Annotated in this window: 15 protein-coding genes; 3 read left to right on the top strand and 12 right to left on the bottom strand. The window is 37.4% G+C overall.

The window, feature by feature from the left end; all coding sequences use genetic code 11:
* Window positions 1–313: 313 nt before the first annotated feature.
* The 8 genes from HCJ55_RS11805 to degU form a co-directional block, all read right to left on the bottom strand.
* Window positions 314–1177 carry a YitT family protein gene (locus HCJ55_RS11805; protein ID WP_008948748.1) on the bottom strand — a complete coding sequence of 288 codons (864 nt, stop codon included), beginning with the start codon at window positions 1175–1177 and terminating at the stop codon, window positions 314–316.
* 5 nt (window positions 1178–1182) lie between these two features.
* Window positions 1183–2284, bottom strand: a protein-coding gene (prfB, locus tag HCJ55_RS11800; protein ID WP_185504624.1) for a peptide chain release factor 2 whose coding sequence is annotated in 2 segments (ribosomal slippage) — window positions 1183–2211 and window positions 2213–2284 — 1101 coding nt in all. Because the reading frame shifts where the segments join, the coding sequence is not laid out codon by codon here.
* A gap of 84 nt (window positions 2285–2368) precedes the next feature.
* A complete protein-coding gene (gene secA, locus HCJ55_RS11795) occupies window positions 2369–4882 on the bottom strand; it encodes a preprotein translocase subunit SecA (protein ID WP_185518343.1) in 2514 nt (837 codons plus the stop codon).
* Between the two features lie 228 nt (window positions 4883–5110).
* The gene (gene hpf, locus HCJ55_RS11790) at window positions 5111–5674 is read right to left on the bottom strand and encodes a ribosome hibernation-promoting factor, HPF/YfiA family (protein ID WP_003729232.1); all 564 of its coding nucleotides are present in this window, start codon (window positions 5672–5674) and stop codon (window positions 5111–5113) included.
* Between the two features lie 194 nt (window positions 5675–5868).
* On the bottom strand, window positions 5869–6525 hold the full coding sequence (locus tag HCJ55_RS11785; protein WP_008948750.1) for a ComFC family protein: 657 nt from the start codon (window positions 6523–6525) through the stop codon (window positions 5869–5871).
* Window positions 6518–7837 (bottom strand): ATP-dependent helicase ComFA, encoded by a 1320-nt coding sequence (locus HCJ55_RS11780; RefSeq protein WP_185518341.1) that lies wholly within the window; start codon window positions 7835–7837, stop codon window positions 6518–6520. The genes HCJ55_RS11785 and HCJ55_RS11780 overlap by 8 nt, the downstream gene beginning before the upstream one ends.
* Before the next feature lie 196 nt (window positions 7838–8033).
* On the bottom strand, window positions 8034–8885 hold the full coding sequence (locus HCJ55_RS11775) for a fatty acid kinase binding subunit FakB (RefSeq protein WP_185503254.1): 852 nt from the start codon (window positions 8883–8885) through the stop codon (window positions 8034–8036).
* A 20-nt stretch (window positions 8886–8905) separates the two neighbouring features.
* A complete protein-coding gene (degU, locus tag HCJ55_RS11770; protein ID WP_003722647.1) occupies window positions 8906–9592 on the bottom strand; it encodes a two-component system response regulator DegU in 687 nt (228 codons plus the stop codon).
* Window positions 9593–9976: 384 nt separating this feature from the next.
* Between degU and HCJ55_RS11765 the strand changes: the two genes are divergently transcribed.
* From HCJ55_RS11765 to HCJ55_RS11755, 3 genes are all read left to right on the top strand, one after another.
* Window positions 9977–10612 carry a YigZ family protein gene (locus HCJ55_RS11765; RefSeq protein WP_008948754.1) on the top strand — a complete coding sequence of 212 codons (636 nt, stop codon included), beginning with the start codon at window positions 9977–9979 and terminating at the stop codon, window positions 10610–10612.
* A gap of 1 nt (window position 10613) precedes the next feature.
* Complete coding sequence (locus HCJ55_RS11760) at window positions 10614–11159, top strand: GNAT family N-acetyltransferase (RefSeq protein WP_185504620.1); 546 nt, start codon at window positions 10614–10616, stop codon at window positions 11157–11159.
* A 175-nt stretch (window positions 11160–11334) separates the two neighbouring features.
* The gene (locus tag HCJ55_RS11755) at window positions 11335–12393 is read left to right on the top strand and encodes an LCP family protein (RefSeq protein ID WP_185481126.1); all 1059 of its coding nucleotides are present in this window, start codon (window positions 11335–11337) and stop codon (window positions 12391–12393) included.
* A 38-nt stretch (window positions 12394–12431) separates the two neighbouring features.
* Here HCJ55_RS11755 and HCJ55_RS11750 read toward each other — a convergent pair whose 3' ends face one another.
* The 4 genes from HCJ55_RS11750 to HCJ55_RS11735 form a co-directional block, all read right to left on the bottom strand.
* Entirely contained in the window at window positions 12432–13484 is a 1053-nt protein-coding gene (locus tag HCJ55_RS11750) for a glycosyltransferase family 4 protein (protein WP_185503252.1), read from the bottom strand.
* Window positions 13485–13491: 7 nt separating this feature from the next.
* A complete protein-coding gene (gene menC / locus HCJ55_RS11745) occupies window positions 13492–14616 on the bottom strand; it encodes an o-succinylbenzoate synthase (protein WP_185518338.1) in 1125 nt (374 codons plus the stop codon).
* Window positions 14617–15351 carry a WecB/TagA/CpsF family glycosyltransferase gene (locus HCJ55_RS11740; RefSeq protein ID WP_008948760.1) on the bottom strand — a complete coding sequence of 245 codons (735 nt, stop codon included), beginning with the start codon at window positions 15349–15351 and terminating at the stop codon, window positions 14617–14619.
* A gap of 126 nt (window positions 15352–15477) precedes the next feature.
* The gene (locus tag HCJ55_RS11735; protein WP_185518336.1) at window positions 15478–16305 is read right to left on the bottom strand and encodes a LysM peptidoglycan-binding domain-containing protein; all 828 of its coding nucleotides are present in this window, start codon (window positions 16303–16305) and stop codon (window positions 15478–15480) included.
* Window positions 16306–16427: the final 122 nt, after the last annotated feature.

Raw genomic sequence — 16427 nt, 5'->3', positions numbered from 1 at the left:
TAGGAAATACAATTACTACGTTAATTTATAATTTAAATTTGCTTTTAAGTTTGTCCCCACTGAGACAAAATAAAAAAGAACCGCATTGGTCTTTTCTACTGCTAACATTGTAACTTGTTTTTACCCTAAATAACATTACAGGTACATTAAAAATCATTACAGTTCGCACTACCGGAATAGACCAATCCATCTAAAATAGCCCAAAGTCTGCAACCAGGCTAAACTCGCTTGTCATATAATTGTCAAAAACCAGTCCTAAAACCGCAAAAAAAGTACCATTTCCTGACTAAAAAGCGCAGAAATGGTACTTTTTTTATGATGTAAATCCTTCACCCATTACTTCGCTGGCGCTCATTACGACAACAAAAGCCTCTGGATCAATCTCTTTTATTACTTCTTTTAATCTTGAAAATTCACTTTGGGCGATGACACATAGCAAGATTTGCTTATCGTCTTCCGTGTAGCCGCCTTTTGCAGACAGGCGTGTAATCCCTCGATCAATTTTAAATAAAATTGCTTGGCGAATGGATTCTTGATTTTCTGAAATGATAAAGACCGTTTTTGATTGATTAAGACCAACTTGAACTAAATCAATCGTTTTACTAGTTGCAAAAAGCCCAACAAGCGCGTATAGCCCTGATTCAATATCAAAAACAAACATCGCCGAAATAACGACAAAACCATCAATCAACGCCACACAAATCCCCAATGTTAAATGGGAATATTTATGCAAAATTTGCGCTGCTACGTCGGTACCACCAGTGGAAGCTTTACCGCGGAAAACAATTCCGAGTCCCATTCCCACGAGTACGCCACCAAATAGTGCAGCAACTAGCGGTTCATGTGTCCACGGTTCTAAACCTTGTGTTAAATATACAAAGAACGGCAAAAGCATCGTGCCGACAAACGTTTTCAAACCAAATTGATAACCTAAAAAGAATAGTCCTGCTAGAAATAATGGGATATTAAAGGCCCACTGAATAAAAGCAGGATTCCAACCCGTTAAATAGTTGATGATTGTACTTATCCCGCTCACACCGCCAGAAGCAACATGGTTTGGGAGAAGCAAAACATTGAAAGCCAGTGCAATTAGCGCTGCACCAATAATGACATAAACATACTCAATTAATTTAGAAACAACTGGGGATAATGGTTGTTTCTTTCTTTTATTCGCCATCTGCTTTATCCAATCCTAGAACGCAAATATGCATTGATAAAGTCGTCTAAATCTCCATCCATTACCGCTTGAATATTACCGGTTTCGTAACTTGTGCGATGATCTTTCACCATGGAGTAAGGGTGGAAAACATACGAACGAATTTGGCTTCCCCAACCAATTTCTTTTTGTTCTCCACGAATTTCTGCTAGCTCGCGTTCTTTTTCTTCTTGTTCTTTTTGATATAGCTTCGTTTTTAACATTTTCATTGCTTGTTCCCGGTTTTTAAGCTGCGAACGTTCAGATTGACAAGTTACGACAATCCCGGACGGAATATGTGTCATCCGAACAGCGGAGTCGGTTGTATTAATATGCTGTCCACCAGCACCAGTTGCGCGGTACGTATCAATTTTCAAGTCTTCTGTACGCACTTCGATTTCGATATCGTCATCTAATTCCGGCATTACATCCACAGAAACAAACGATGTATGGCGTCTACCCGATGAGTCAAACGGCGAAATACGAACAAGACGGTGTACGCCTTTTTCCGCTTTTAAGTAGCCATACGCATTGTGACCTTTGATAAGTAATGTAACGCTTTTAATTCCAGCTTCGTCGCCTGCTTGATAATCCAGCATTTCTACTTTGAAGCCTTTTTTCTCTGACCAGCGTTGGTACATGCGGAGTAACATAGAACCCCAGTCTTGTGATTCTGTACCACCAGCACCTGGATGAAGTTCTAAAATAGCATTATTTTTATCGTATGGATCGCTTAGCATTAATTTTAATTCAAACTCGCTAATAGTTGCCATATAAGCTTTAATATCTTTTTCCAATTCTGCTTGTAAATCTTCATCTGCTTCTTCTTTTAAAAGTTCCAAACTAATTTCCATGCTTTCTTGCTCTTCTTCTAGTGCATGGAATGCTTGGTATGTTTCTTTATATCCATTGGATTCATTGATTACTTTTTGCGCTGCTTGTTGGTCGTTCCAAAAATTCGGATCCAACATTTGGTCTTCTAACTCAGCAATTCGAACTTCCATGCTGTCTAAGTCAAAGAGACCCCCTAAAGTCTTTGATTTGCTGTGCTGTTTTCTCTAGTTCATTACGAATTTCTGCTAATTCCATTCTAATTCCACCTTTTTTGAATTTACTTACAAACTTTCATAGCAAAAAGCGCCGTCTTGCAGGCGCTTTTTAAATTGTTTCAATCTATGCTTCTTTACCATGACAATTTTTATATTTTTTGCCGCTACCACAAGGACATGGATCATTACGTCCAATATGTTGATCTTTGCGGATTGGTTGACGTTTCGCTTCTGGTTTACCTTCAGCAGGATTGACCGCTTCCCCTTTTGCAACTTGCTCACGCTCAAGGTTTTGGCGAATTTCTGCTTTCATGATATAGCGCGCCACGTCTTCATCAATGGAAGATACCATCGCTTCGAACATTTCGAAACCTTCTGATTGATACTCACGAAGCGGATCAATTTGACCGTAAGCACGTAAATGAATACCGTCACGTAAATGATCCATTGCATCGATATGATCAACCCATTTAGTATCAACAACACGAAGCAGAACTACTTTTTCAAATTCATTGAACTCATCTGGAGGAAGTAATGTTTCTTTTTCGTCGTAGGCTACTTTGATTTTTTCTAAAATTAGGTTTTGAATATCTTCGCTCGTTCTATTTTGTAAATCAGCTAATGTGATTGTGCCTTCTGGAAGTAAGTTCGCATCAACATAATCAACAATACCTTGTAAATTCCAAGCTTCTTCAGGTTCATGACTTGAAGCATTGCCCGAAACGATAAAGTTCACTGTGCGCTGAATCATTTGTTCAATAATTTCACGTAAACTATTTTCCGCATTAATTACTTCATAGCGTTGTTTATAGATAACTTCACGTTGTTGGCGAAGTACATCATCATATTGTAAAACTTGTTTCCGGGAATCAAAGTTATTTCCTTCCACTCGTCTTTGTGCTGACTCAACTGCACGACTTACCATTTTACTTTGGATAGCGTCTTCTGCCATACCAAAACGTTCCATCATCGACTTCATGTTATCAGAACCAAAGCGGCGCATCAGTTCATCTTCCATAGAAAGATAAAATTGTGTCACACCAGGATCCCCTTGACGACCAGAACGACCACGCAACTGATTATCAATACGACGAGATTCATGACGTTCCGTACCAATAACGGCTAAACCGCCAGCTTCAATTGTACCTTCGCCAAGTTTAATATCCGTACCACGACCGGCCATATTGGTTGCTATTGTTACCGCACCACGTTCACCAGCATTTTTAATGATATCAGCTTCGCGTTCATGTTGTTTCGCGTTCAAGACATCGTGCTTAATTCCTTTGCGTTTTAATTTGCTAGAAATAAGTTCCGATGTTTCAATTGCAACAGTACCAACAAGTACAGGTTGACCTTTCGCATGGCGCTCTGCAATATCTTCTACTACTGCATTGAATTTTGCTTCAATCGTAGTAAAAATTAAATCGGGACGGTCATCACGAATGATTACTTTGTTTGTCGGAATTTCAATTACGCGCATATTGTAAATGTCACGGAATTCTTCTTCTTCCGTTTTTGCAGTACCAGTCATCCCCGCAAGTTTTTTATACATACGGAAATAGTTTTGGAATGTAATTGTTGCCATTGTTTTAGATTCATTTTGGATCGTTACGCCTTCTTTTGCTTCAAGTGCTTGGTGTAAACCTTCACTGAAACGACGACCTTTCATGATACGACCAGTAAATTGGTCAACGATTAAAACTTCATCATCTTGCGCAACATAGTCAACGTCCAAGCTCATTGTGTAGTTAGCTTTCAACGCTTGAGCGATATGGTGTAAGATAACTGTGTTTTCTAAGTCAAAAAGGTTATCTACATCAAAGTAGTTTTCCCCTTTTGTCATACCTTCTTCCGTTAACTGAACAGATTTTGTTTTAATATCAACTGTATAATCTTCCTCTTCTGTAAGTGTACGAACAAACGTATTTGCGCGCACATATAGAATAGTGGATTTTTCAGCTTCTCCAGAAATAATCAACGGTGTTCTCGCTTCATCGACTAAAATGGAATCGACTTCATCAATAACCGCAAATGCTAGTGGGCGTTGTACCATTTCTTCTTTGTAAACCACCATGTTATCACGTAAATAGTCAAATCCTAATTCATTATTTGTACTATACGTAATGTCACATGCATAAGCTTCACGTTTTTCTGTGCTTGATAAAGCATTTAAGTTTAGCCCTACAGAAAGTCCAAGGAAATTATACAATACTCCCATTTCTTCCGCATCACGGTGAGCCAAGTATTCATTGACAGTAACAACATGGACACCTTCACCAGAAAGCGCGTTTAAATAAACTGGTAGTGTCGCTGTTAACGTTTTACCTTCACCAGTTTTCATTTCTGCAATGTTACCTTCGTGTAAAACAATCCCACCCATTAATTGAACTTTAAATGGATATAAACCTAGCGCACGTTTCGCGCCTTCTCTGGCAACCGCAAAAGCTTCTACCAATAAGTCATCCAGCGTTTCACCTTTTTGAACACGCTCTTTAAACTCTACTGTTTTTTCGCGTAGAGCATCATCCGAAAGAGCCGCAGTTTCATCTGCTAAAGCAATAATTTCATCTGCTTTTCTCTCCAAATATTTAACATCTTTTTTTCCTGATTCAAAAATCTTTTTCAATAGTCCAGCCATTTAAATTCTCCTCTACTGTTTCGCTGTCATCGCGCAGTTTCATCTATAATAACTTTCAGGAATTATCTTCGCTTAAATATACAAACTAATTCTATCACTTATTAACTAAAATATACAACTGGTTATCTCTTTTTAGTCAATAAAATTATCAAAATGCTATAAATTCTTCATCTAAAAGTAAAAAAATGGAGGCCAAGATTGGCCCCCACCTGTAATTATAATTTTAAATTAGTTGGTTTCAATTAAACCATACTTGCCATCTTTACGGGAATAAACAATATTAGTACCATTTGTTTCCGCATCCGTATACACGTAGAAACTGTGTCCTAACAAGTTCATTTGTAAAACAGCTTCTTCACTATCCATTGGTTTCAATGAAAATTGTTTTGTTCTTACAATTTCAAGATCAAAATCACTTTCATTTTCTTCTGGTGGCGTGCTGCCGTTCACATCTGAATAAGCAAAATAGTCTCTTTCAGCGCCTTTATCACGGAACTTGCGGTTTACTTTTGTTTTATGTTTGCGAATTTGTCTTTCTAATTTATCCACAATTAAGTCGATGCTAGCATATAAATCTCCACTTGTTTCTTCTGCACGTAGCACAAGATTTGGGAGCGGAATGGTCACTTCAACTTTCGCATTTTTATCGGAATATACTTTTAAATTAACATGAACGTTAGCGTCTGGAGTTTCTGTAAAGTATCGTTCTAATTTATCGATTTTCTTTTCAACGTAATCTCGAATCGGTTCCGTTACTTCAATATTTTCACCACGAATGTTGTACTTAAGCATAGCAATTCCTCCTTTGAAATAAAACAAAATAACGATAAAGAAGAGTATTCTTCTTACCCTTAGTCTACGTGAAAACGATGTGTTTTGCAAACATTTGCACAAAGAGCTAAGAAGCTTACATTCACTTATCTTTATTTAGTATTTTATTCCACTAATCCCGCTTCCGCAAACCTCTTTTAGGAGATAAATATCGATTATCTGAATATTGTAAGAGCGCTTACCTTTTTAACTCCTGCTTCTTTTAATATTTGTGCCGCTAAGTTAAGAGTGCTTCCAGTTGTATATATGTCATCAAATAAAAGCACTTCCATCTCCTCACATGCATCTTTTCCAACAAAGTAAAATACCTGCTCGGCTGCTAAACGTTCTTTTTTAGTTTTTTTAGATTGCTTTTCTGTATGCCTTTTGGCTAAAAGTTCTTCATATATGATACCGGATTGTTTTAATATCGCAGTTGTTTGGTTAAAACCGCGTTCTAATTTCCGCGCTTCACTTACAGGAATTGGAATAATTTTCTGCTTTTTTTCCGCTAGATATTTTCTTAACTCCCTTTTGAAAATGGCTCCTATTTCATAATCTCCTTGAAATTTAAATTGTTTCATATAGTCTTTAGCAAAATCATTGTAGCGATAGATTGATTTATTACTATCTAAAAAATGCGTCCTATCTTGGCAATCTTCGCAAATAGGCTCTACTGATTCTTTACCGCAAATGGTACATAGTGGGCCTCTTAATTTTTCGAATTCTGCTAAACAAGTTTCGCAACAAACAGGAGGACTTTGGAATAACCAGCTTATTTCCCAGCTTGCCATTTGTTTAACTGGCTGCGAACAGAGTAAACAACTAATCATCTAACATCCCTTCAATCACTCCTTGCTGATTCATTTTTTGAATATGAGTAATAGCTCGCTTCATTTCCGCAGTCTTTCCATAGTGAAAGAAACAAACATCTCCAGTTGGATGTGAAAGTTTCCTCCCAGCCCTTCCGGAGATTTGAACTAGCGCAGCCTCGGTAAAAATGCGCCCTTCACTCCCAAACACAGCTACTTGCACATCGGTAAAAGTAACGCCTCGCTCTAAAATAGTTGTTGTGAGTAACAGCCTAATCTTCCCTTCGCGCAACCACTCTACCTTCTCTTTACGCAACTCATCAGCTGAATGCACTGTCACCGGTCTACTGAATCCCTTATTTTCAAGTGCGTCTGCAAATTGGTTCATCGCGTCAATTTCTGGAAAGAAAATCAGTGCTGGCTGGTCTTTCATTTCCACATTTTTAATCCACTTAATTAGTTTTGGTGTTATTTTCCCTTTTGCTAAATTCTTTTTCCATGGACCAATCCAACAAGTTCTTGGGACAGGTAATTTCTTTCTATGATAGCGCCCGGGGATTTTCACGAAATTGCGTTTTCCTTCTGAGCATTCTTCTTGCCACTGTTTTTTCGGTGTGGCAGTAATTATTATCGTAGAACCTTCTTTGGTTCGCGCTTTCCCTACGGCATATTCTAAAAAAGGATCTTTGGCATAAGGGAACGCATCTACTTCATCGATAAAAATCACTTGAAACGTTTCATAAAAACGAATTAGTTGATGTGTTGTCGCTATTACAAACTGCTCACCTTGGTATTTATCGTCGGAGTCTCCATATAAACAAACTATTTCGTTATTCGGAAAAACTTCTTGTAAGCGCGGATGAAGTTCTAAGCAAACATCTACTCTAGGAGAAGCAATGCAAATTCTAAAGCCTTGTCGCAAAGCCCATTCCATCCCTTCAAACATCATCTCTGTTTTCCCAGATCCAGCGACTGCCCATAAGAGCATATCCTGCTTTTCTATTAAACAGGAAACCACAGCATCGGATGCTTTTCGTTGACCTTGTGACAAAATCCCGCTCCATCTTAATAGAGGTTCTTTGATTTTTGGTAATCGTTTCGTTTGTTGATAGTATAATTTTTGGCAGCTATTTACTCGTCCCATCACAATGCAATTCCGACAATAAAGGCAATCATCTCTCTCACATGATGCACAAGACATTTTGCCAAATAACTTTACGTTTGTATTGCCACAGCGAAAGCATTTATTTTTTGAAATTGCCGCTATTTCAGTTAGTCCTTCTGTAGTCTCTATTTCACGCGCTTGGTATAGCCTTCCCGGGAAGATGTCCATCTACTTTCACCTCCCTTTAGTTATACACGATTTATCTTTTTCTTGCAGAAGTGAAATTCATGTTTTCAGGCATGTTCACACTTACAAAACACAGATTTCGCCTAGAGAAAAATCAGCGTTTCTGCTACCTTAAATTAGTGAAAAACCGATTTTGCCCTATACAAAAAAAATCTCCAGCTAAAAAGCCGGAGATTCTTTATTTTATCGACCAAGTTAATCCAAGAGCACCTTCACCTAAGTGAGTTCCAATAACTGGACCAAAATAGCTTAATTCGAATATTACTTCTGGGAATTTCGCTTCTAAATGTGCAAGCCACGCTTCGCCTTTTTCTGGATCATTTCCGTGAATGACGTAAGCTTTTTCTGCCGTTTTGTTTTGAATAGCCGTTTGAAGAATATCTTCAATTCGTTTTAATGCTTTCTTTTGCGTTCTCACTTTTTCAAATAAGACGATTTGTTTATCATTGAAATGAAGAATCGGTTTGATTTGAAGCAAACTACCAACTAAGGCTTGGGCTCCGTTCAAACGTCCGCCTCGTTGCAAATTATTTAAATCATCTACCATGAAATAAGCATTTTGCGCTTGTTTTATTTTATCTAATTCTTGGATAATATTATCTAGTGATTCGTTCGCTAAAGCCATTTCAGCGGCTTTAACAGCAAACATTCCTTGCGCCATACAAGAAAGTTCTGAATCATAAGCGACTACATTTAGTCCTTCAATTAATGCTCCCGCCGAAGCCGCATTTTGAAAAGTACCACTAATACCACTTGATAAATGAATACTGACTACTGTATCAAAACCTTGTTCTTTCAGCGTTTCAAATAATTGAATGAATTCTCCTGGGGCAGGTTGAGAGGATGTTGGAAAACTCTCTGCTTCCTTTACTTTTTGGTAAAAATCGGCCGCAGATAACTCCTCGCCTTCGCGATAAGATTTCCCATCAATTATTACAGAAAGTGGCACGACATGAATTCGTAGCTGCTCTTTCACTTCATCTGGCAAATAAGTTGTGCTGTCAGTAACCACTGCTATTTTTTCGTTCATATAGTCCCCCTGAAATTTCTTTAGCGAATGTATACCCAGCCGTGCTTAATTGCCGTTACCACCGCTTGAGTCCTATCATTCACTTTCATTTTTTGTAAAATACTACTTACATGATTTTTTACTGTTTTTTCACTGATGAAAAGTGTTTCCCCAATTCCGCGGTTACTTTTTCCATCGGTAAGAAGTTGTAATACCTCACACTCTCTATGCGTTAAGATGTGCAGTGGCATTTTGACTTCTGGTTGTTGATAGCCGTATACGCCTTGCGAAGTGTTCGTACTTGCTAAATGGCGGTATTCACGAATCAGCTTAATTGCTACACGCGGGTGAATATACGCGCCTCCATTATCCACAATTTTAACTGCTTCTACAAGTTCATGCGCATCCATTTCTTTTAATAAATAACCGACTGCTCCAGCTCTAAGTGCCTCTGTTACATATTCATCTGTATCATGAATAGTCAAAACGATTACTTTAATACTAGGAAATTGACGTACTAACATTTCTGTTGCGTCAAGCCCGTTCACAGTGGGCATATTAATATCCATTAAAACAATATCTGGTTTATATTCGCGAACTTTTGCTACGATATTCTTACCATTTTCAGCTTCCGCTACGACCTCAAAAGAATCTTCCAACTCTAAAATTCGCTTGATACCTTCGCGAAACAACTGATGATCATCTACAATCATGATTTTGAGTGCCATAATGACTACTCCTCCTTCACTTATCTAATTTCACCAAGCCTCTTGCAATCGAAAACATCATCCTTTTTTAAGTAGCAAAACCGCTTAACCTTATAGTCCCTGCCATCAAATTGGCAAATAAACATTTCTCTTTTAAGTACTATTTACTCAAACTTACCTATTTTCAATACAAACCTTACCTTGATTATACTGCATAGTCTCAGAAAATTACTCCTATATGCCTATAAAAAATAATTGAAAACCAGTCTAAAGTAATAGTAGTTTTTATTATAACACGAATTTGCCGTCACTTCACCCACCGCACTTAGAAAAATATCTATACAATCGCTTTGCTTTCGGATAAAATAAAAGCAGACTGAATGCATCAACTTATGGAGGTTCCTTATGTTGGATCATTATTTAACCATCCATAGCGATGGAAAACACGAAATAATTATTGAAAAATCTCGCTTTATTTGCCATATTAAGCGAGTTACAACAGAAATTGAAGCACAAACATTTATTCAAGCAATCAAAAAAGAGCACCGCGATGCTACCCATAATTGTTCTGCCTATATAATAGGAGAAAATGACCAATTTCAGAAAGCACATGATGACGGTGAACCTAGTGGAACAGCTGGTGTTCCCATGTTAGAAGTTTTAAAAAAGAAATCCTTAAAAAATGTTGCCGTCGTAGTTACTCGTTATTTCGGCGGAACTAAACTAGGTGCAGGTGGACTCGTTCGCGCATATGGTAGTGCTGTTAGCGAAGCCATCCAAACAATCGGTATTGTCGAATGTAAACTAGCCACTATTGTCGAATGCTCTTTCGCCTATCCATTGCTAGGAAAAATCGAAAATGCACTTGAACAAAAAGCTTATCAAATCGACCATAAAGAATTCACTGAAAAAGTTGTGCTGCATGTATTTGTCGACAACGATGAACTGCAAGATTTTTTCCACTGGATTACCGAAATTGCAAATGGTCAACTTGAATATAAAGAAGGACCACAAAAATATAGAGAAAAGGATGTCACTTAGCATGTCCACAAACATATTTTCCCAATTACCAGCTACCATTTCTACAGAACGAATTACGTTAAGAAAAACATCACTGGCTGATGCCTCTACCTTATTTGATATTTGGTCTGATGATGAAGTAGCACAGTTTATGAACATCGAGAAGTTCTCAACCATTCTTCAAGCAGAGGAAATGATTCAAGCCATTGAAAACGAACCTAATGCTTGCAGATATACGATTTTCACCGCTAACGATTCTTTGCATGCTATCGGTTCACTCGGAATTAATGATATTAATAAAAAGAACCAAACAGTTGAAATTGGATACGAACTTGCAAAAAGTCATTGGCGTCAGGGTTTTATGTTTGAAATTTTGACACATTTTTTCACCACAATAAAACCACATCTTCCATATAAAATAATTACAGCTAAAGTCCTTCCCGAAAATATTGCTTCTATAAAACTATTGAAAAAGCTAGGTTTTGAGCTAAGTACAACTGGGCAAGAATTAGATTTACATTCCGGCAAGGTTTGTGAAATCAGTAATTATCAAATGCTACTAAAATAGTACAAATATTACATTTTTGAAAGATATCATCTTTTTTGTATTTTTTTCTAAATAATTTCTGTATAATAACATCAAAGTTTAAAAATTAAAGAAACCGTAAATTGGGCGTAACATTCTTTAGTTCAACAAATGCTACAATAAAACTTAGAAAAGTGACTATAAGGAGAATTAATATATGAGTAAAGGCACTGATGATAGCCGAAGAAGCAGCAAGAAATACAAACGTAGAAGAAAAATTTTATTCTGGATTCTAATCCCTGTGATGTGTTTAGTCCTTGCAGGTGTCGGATATGGCACTTACCTTTTTAGCAAGACGAAACTCGCAGCAGACAACTCTTATGATAATGTGAGGAACGGAAAAGCCTCCACACTTCGAACAAATGACGTTGAACCTATCAAAGACAGTTTTTCTATTTTAATTATTGGGGTTGATACAAGTACAACGCGCGCATCCAACGGGAATCCCCGTAGTGACTCATTGATCTTAGCAACGTTCAATGTCAAAGATGCACGTGTAGAAATGACAAGTATCCCTCGTGATTCCTATGTTCATATGGAAGACTCCGCTAAAAATATTGATAAGTACACTAAAATCAATGCAGCACATGCTTACGGCGGCCCAGAACTTACGATGAAAACCGTAGAAGAAGAATTCAAAATTCCAATCGATTATTATGTTCGTTTCGACTTTGATGCATTCCTTAAAATTATCGATGCTCTAGATGGTATCGATGTAGATGTTCCAGTTAATTTCACTGAACAAGATTCTAAAGATAACGCTAATGCAATCACACTGAAAAAAGGACAACAGCACCTTAACGCTGAGCAAGCTTTAGCACTAGCTCGTACTAGACACATCGATAGTGATATCGAACGCGGTAAACGACAACAATTAATCATTAAATCTATTGTAAGCGAAGCAACATCGGTTTCTTCTGTAAGTAAGTATTCCGATATCATTGAAGTTGTTGGCGATAACATGAAAACCAACTTAACTTTCAATCAAATGCTCTCTATCGCAAAATTTGGAATGACTAATAAAATCGATATTAAATCCCTCAACTTAAAAGGGGACAGCAACCCAATGGACGGCATTTATTACTATAAACTTAATGAAAGCTCTGTCCAAAGTATTTCCAACGAATTTGCTGACGAACTTGGGATTAAACAACCATTCCCTGGCGCAACACCATATGCCGATGAAAGTTCTAGCAAAACAAGCAGTTCTAACTAAAACAAAAACCAACAACTAATAATTAGTTGTTGGTTTTTTTATTTGCGCTTTCGATGTATTTTTTGTAGTAAATTGAGGATTGGCCGGTAATCTTCACCAATTAACCCAATAAACTCAACAATAATTTCAATACTAAAGATTAATAATAAAAGTAATAGCATCGCTCCCCAAGCTGTGGAGAACGAAAAGACAAATCCTGTCATCGAAAATAGCAATGCCATGCAATAAATTAATAACACGGTTTGTTTCTCTGTAAACCCAAGCGCCATTAGCCTATGGTGAATATGCGACCGGTCTGCAGAAGAAATCGGCATCCGCTCTTTTAACCGCCTTACAATCGCAAAAAAAGTATCTGATAAAGGTACGCCCAAAATAATGAGTGGCACTAACAACGAAATGAAAGTAACATTTTTAAAGCCCATAAGAGATAAAACAGCAATCATATAACCGAGAAAAAGCGCTCCCGTATCCCCCATAAAAATACTAGCTGGAGGAAAATTATAGATTAAGAATGCCGCAACTGCTGCCGCAAGAATTAGCGCAACCGGAGCAACAAAAGCATCTTTTAAAAGCAAAGCCATACCCGCAATCGTCATTAAAGCAATGATAGAAATCCCACCTGCGAGGCCATCTAAGCCATCAATTAAGTTTAGCGCATTTACAATGGCCACAATCCAAATAATTGATAACGGAATCGCAAAATAGCCAAAATCTAATTGCCCATAAAAAGGCACATTAATAAAATTAATAGTAATATCTCCCCAAACAGTCACGCATAGGGCAGCTAAAATCTGTCCGAGCATTTTCCATTTTGGCGATAAATCAAATATATCATCAATAAAACCTGTAGTGATAATAATTAAAGCCCCAAAATAAATAGGCATAAAACCAGATTTATCAATTGGTGCCAAGAGCATTCCTACCGAAAAACTTATAAAAATAGCTAATCCACCTAAAGTGGCTGTTGTTTTCGTATGTTTGTGCCTTTCACGCGGTGTATCTACCGCATTAATCCGAAAAGCAAATTTCCTGATTATCGGCACCATAATAATACCAACTGCAAAGCTAATCAATATACTCCATATTAGCAATATTTTTTCAGCTCCATCCTTTATTTAGCAAAATTTCTTCTGTTGAAATAGTATATTTTTGTAACACATCTAAATCCAAAGTCACTCCAATGCCTTGATCAACCGGCACATTAAGTTTACCTTGTTTTAACGTAAAAGCTGGCGAGACAATATCTTCATTAAAATAACGATCCGATGCTGAAATATCTCCTGGAAAAACAAATTCTTCTCTGGCAGCTAACGCAATATTATGCGCTCTACCAATTCCGGCTTCGAGCATCCCGCCGCACCAGACAAGTAAATTATTATCCTGACAGTATTCCGCTATCTTGAGCGCCTCAGACATACCTCCAACGCGCGCTAATTTTAAATTAACCGCCTGACAGCTTCCTAACATATGAGCCTGTTTTACATCAGCTAGCGACCTAATATTTTCATCTAAACAAATACGCGTTTTTAATTGTTTTTGCAACCAAGCATGATCCACAAAATCTTTAGTTCCAAATGGCTGCTCAATCATTTCTAAATCATATTGATCCAATTCCTTTAACAGAACCAAATCTTCTCTATTATACGCCGAATTCGCATCCGCCATCAAGCTTAGATTTGGAAATTTTTTGCGAACAGCATCTACAAATGGAATATCTTTGTGTGGCGCGATTTTTAATTTAACTCTTTCATAACCTTCATCCACATAGCGACCAACTAATTGAACTAACGCTTCCACATCCTGCTGCAAGCCAACACTGACACCAACCGCAATCGAACGCTTTGTCGCGCCAATCATTTCAGCTAAAGAACGCTGCTCACTTTTTGCAAAAGCATCCCAAACAGCAAGTTCAACCGCCGCTTTTGCCATTTCATTTCCTTGAATCCAACTAAATAACTGATTTACTTCTTCTGGATTTTGAATTTCTTTTTGAGCAAGGAGTGGAAGCAAATGCTGCTTAACGATAGAAATAGCAGTGTCTAAAGTTTCCTCCGTATAATCAGGTACTGGAAAAGCTTCCAATTCTCCGTATCCGCATATTCCATCCTCATTCACCAGCTCAATAATATAAAAATCTTTACTTTTCAATTCCCCATAACTTGTTTTAAATGGGGCAATGAGCGGCAGTTCTGCATGAATTAGTCTTGCCTTTTGAAAATACATTTACTCACCCTTTTTCAAACGCTTGCGCTCTTTTCGAATAACAAGCATAAATTGAGGTATTGCGAAAAAACGTCTCCAGCGAGAAGGATTAGAAAGTAATCTGTATACCCATTCTAGTTTTAATTTTATCCATATTTTTGGTGCGCGCTTCACATTATCCGTTAAAACATCAAAGCTTCCTCCTACACCAATAAAAATCCCTTTAGCGAAATTAGCCATCTGAGACAAAATCCATTTTTCTTGCGCAGGAGATCCCAATGCAACAAAGATCACATCTGGCTCTGCCGCAATGATTTCCTTCGCGATTGCTTCACTTTCTAACGCATCAAAATAACCATGATGCACCCCGCAAACGATAGCTTGTGGATACTTTTCGTGTACTTTTGCTTCGACCGATTCACTAACTTCCGGTTTCGCACCTAGAAAATAACAACGTAGCGGCTTATTCAATAACCCAACCATTGTGTCATAGCCAGTCACGCGTTCTTTTAAAGGCTCTCCAAGTTTTTCAGAAGCCATTATAATCCCAATACCATCAGGCACAATATAATCAGCTTGCCGTAAAATAGCCTCAAACTCTTTATCCGTCCGAGCATGCATAACAATTTCTGGATTAGCCGTAACAACAAATCGACGTTCCTCATTTTGCGTTGCTTTATACAGTTCCTCCACAAATCCCGCTTGTGTTGTATTATAAAAAGGTATATTTAAAATTGAAATTTCCTGCTTTTTCATATGTATCTCCTAAAAAACTTTATTATGTATAAGTTTATCATAAAACAAGGGCGCTTCCTATTTTTAATATACAAAAAAGACTGTAAACAGCATAATGCCATTTACAGTCTCTCGATATGGAACAAATTAATCTAAAATTTGTACTTTAACTTGTTTTACACCCCAGTTGTTAACTTCTTGAACTGAGTTTAAATGTACATCAATTTTATTTCCTTTAATCGCGCCACCAGTATCGGCTGCTATTGCTTGTCCATATCCTTCAACATATACTTTTGAACCTAAAGGAATAACAGATGGATCGACCGCAATAACACGAGGATTATCATTCAAATCAATACCAGTTGCTGTCATATGGCTCAAGCCAGGCTCAGCTTTACTATATGCAGTTGCTGTTACTGTAATCTCTTTTGAAACATTCCCTTGAGCTGCGGAAGAGTTAGAAGAGCTGTTTGAAGATGCTTCATTAGATGAGGTTGATTTTTGAGGTGCTGGTGCTGCTTTTTCTTCTTTTGGTTGCTCGGTTACTTTATTATCCGAATTATCTGCTGTTGCGTTATTTTCACTCGCTGCAGCATTATTACCAACAGATAATTTTTGACCGACTATAATTAAGTCAGAAGAAAGATTATTCCATGATTTTAGTTGGTTAACTGTTACGCCATAATCTAAAGCGATATGGCTAAGTGTGTCTCCTGCAACAACTGTATATTTGGAATCATTGCTAGTAGTGGCTTTTTCTTCCCCACTATTTACTTGTAGTGTTTGATTTGGAAAAATCAAGTTAGAACTCAAATTGTTGTCTTCTTTCAATTGTTTTATAGAAACATTATTTTCATTTGATATTTTCCAAAGTGAATCACCATCTTGTACTTTATACTCAGCCGCAAAAGCTTGAGTTGAACCAGATCCTGCAATAATTAAACCAGCCGCAATGGCTACTACTGTTTTTTTCATGTACTTATTTTCCCTCCTTGATAACTTTCGAGAACAATCGTACCATACGAAACTAGCAGCTTGGTTACTAAAAAATTAAGCATGTATGACATGGCTTCAAATAGTATCCGTTTTCCTGCAAT

Origin of the sequence: Listeria marthii (assembly GCF_014227425.1) — a bacterium.
GTDB classification, from domain to species: Bacteria; Bacillota; Bacilli; order Lactobacillales; family Listeriaceae; genus Listeria; species Listeria marthii.
Note: the sequence above shows the minus strand (reverse complement) of the source record. Positions and strands in the feature narration are given on the sequence as shown.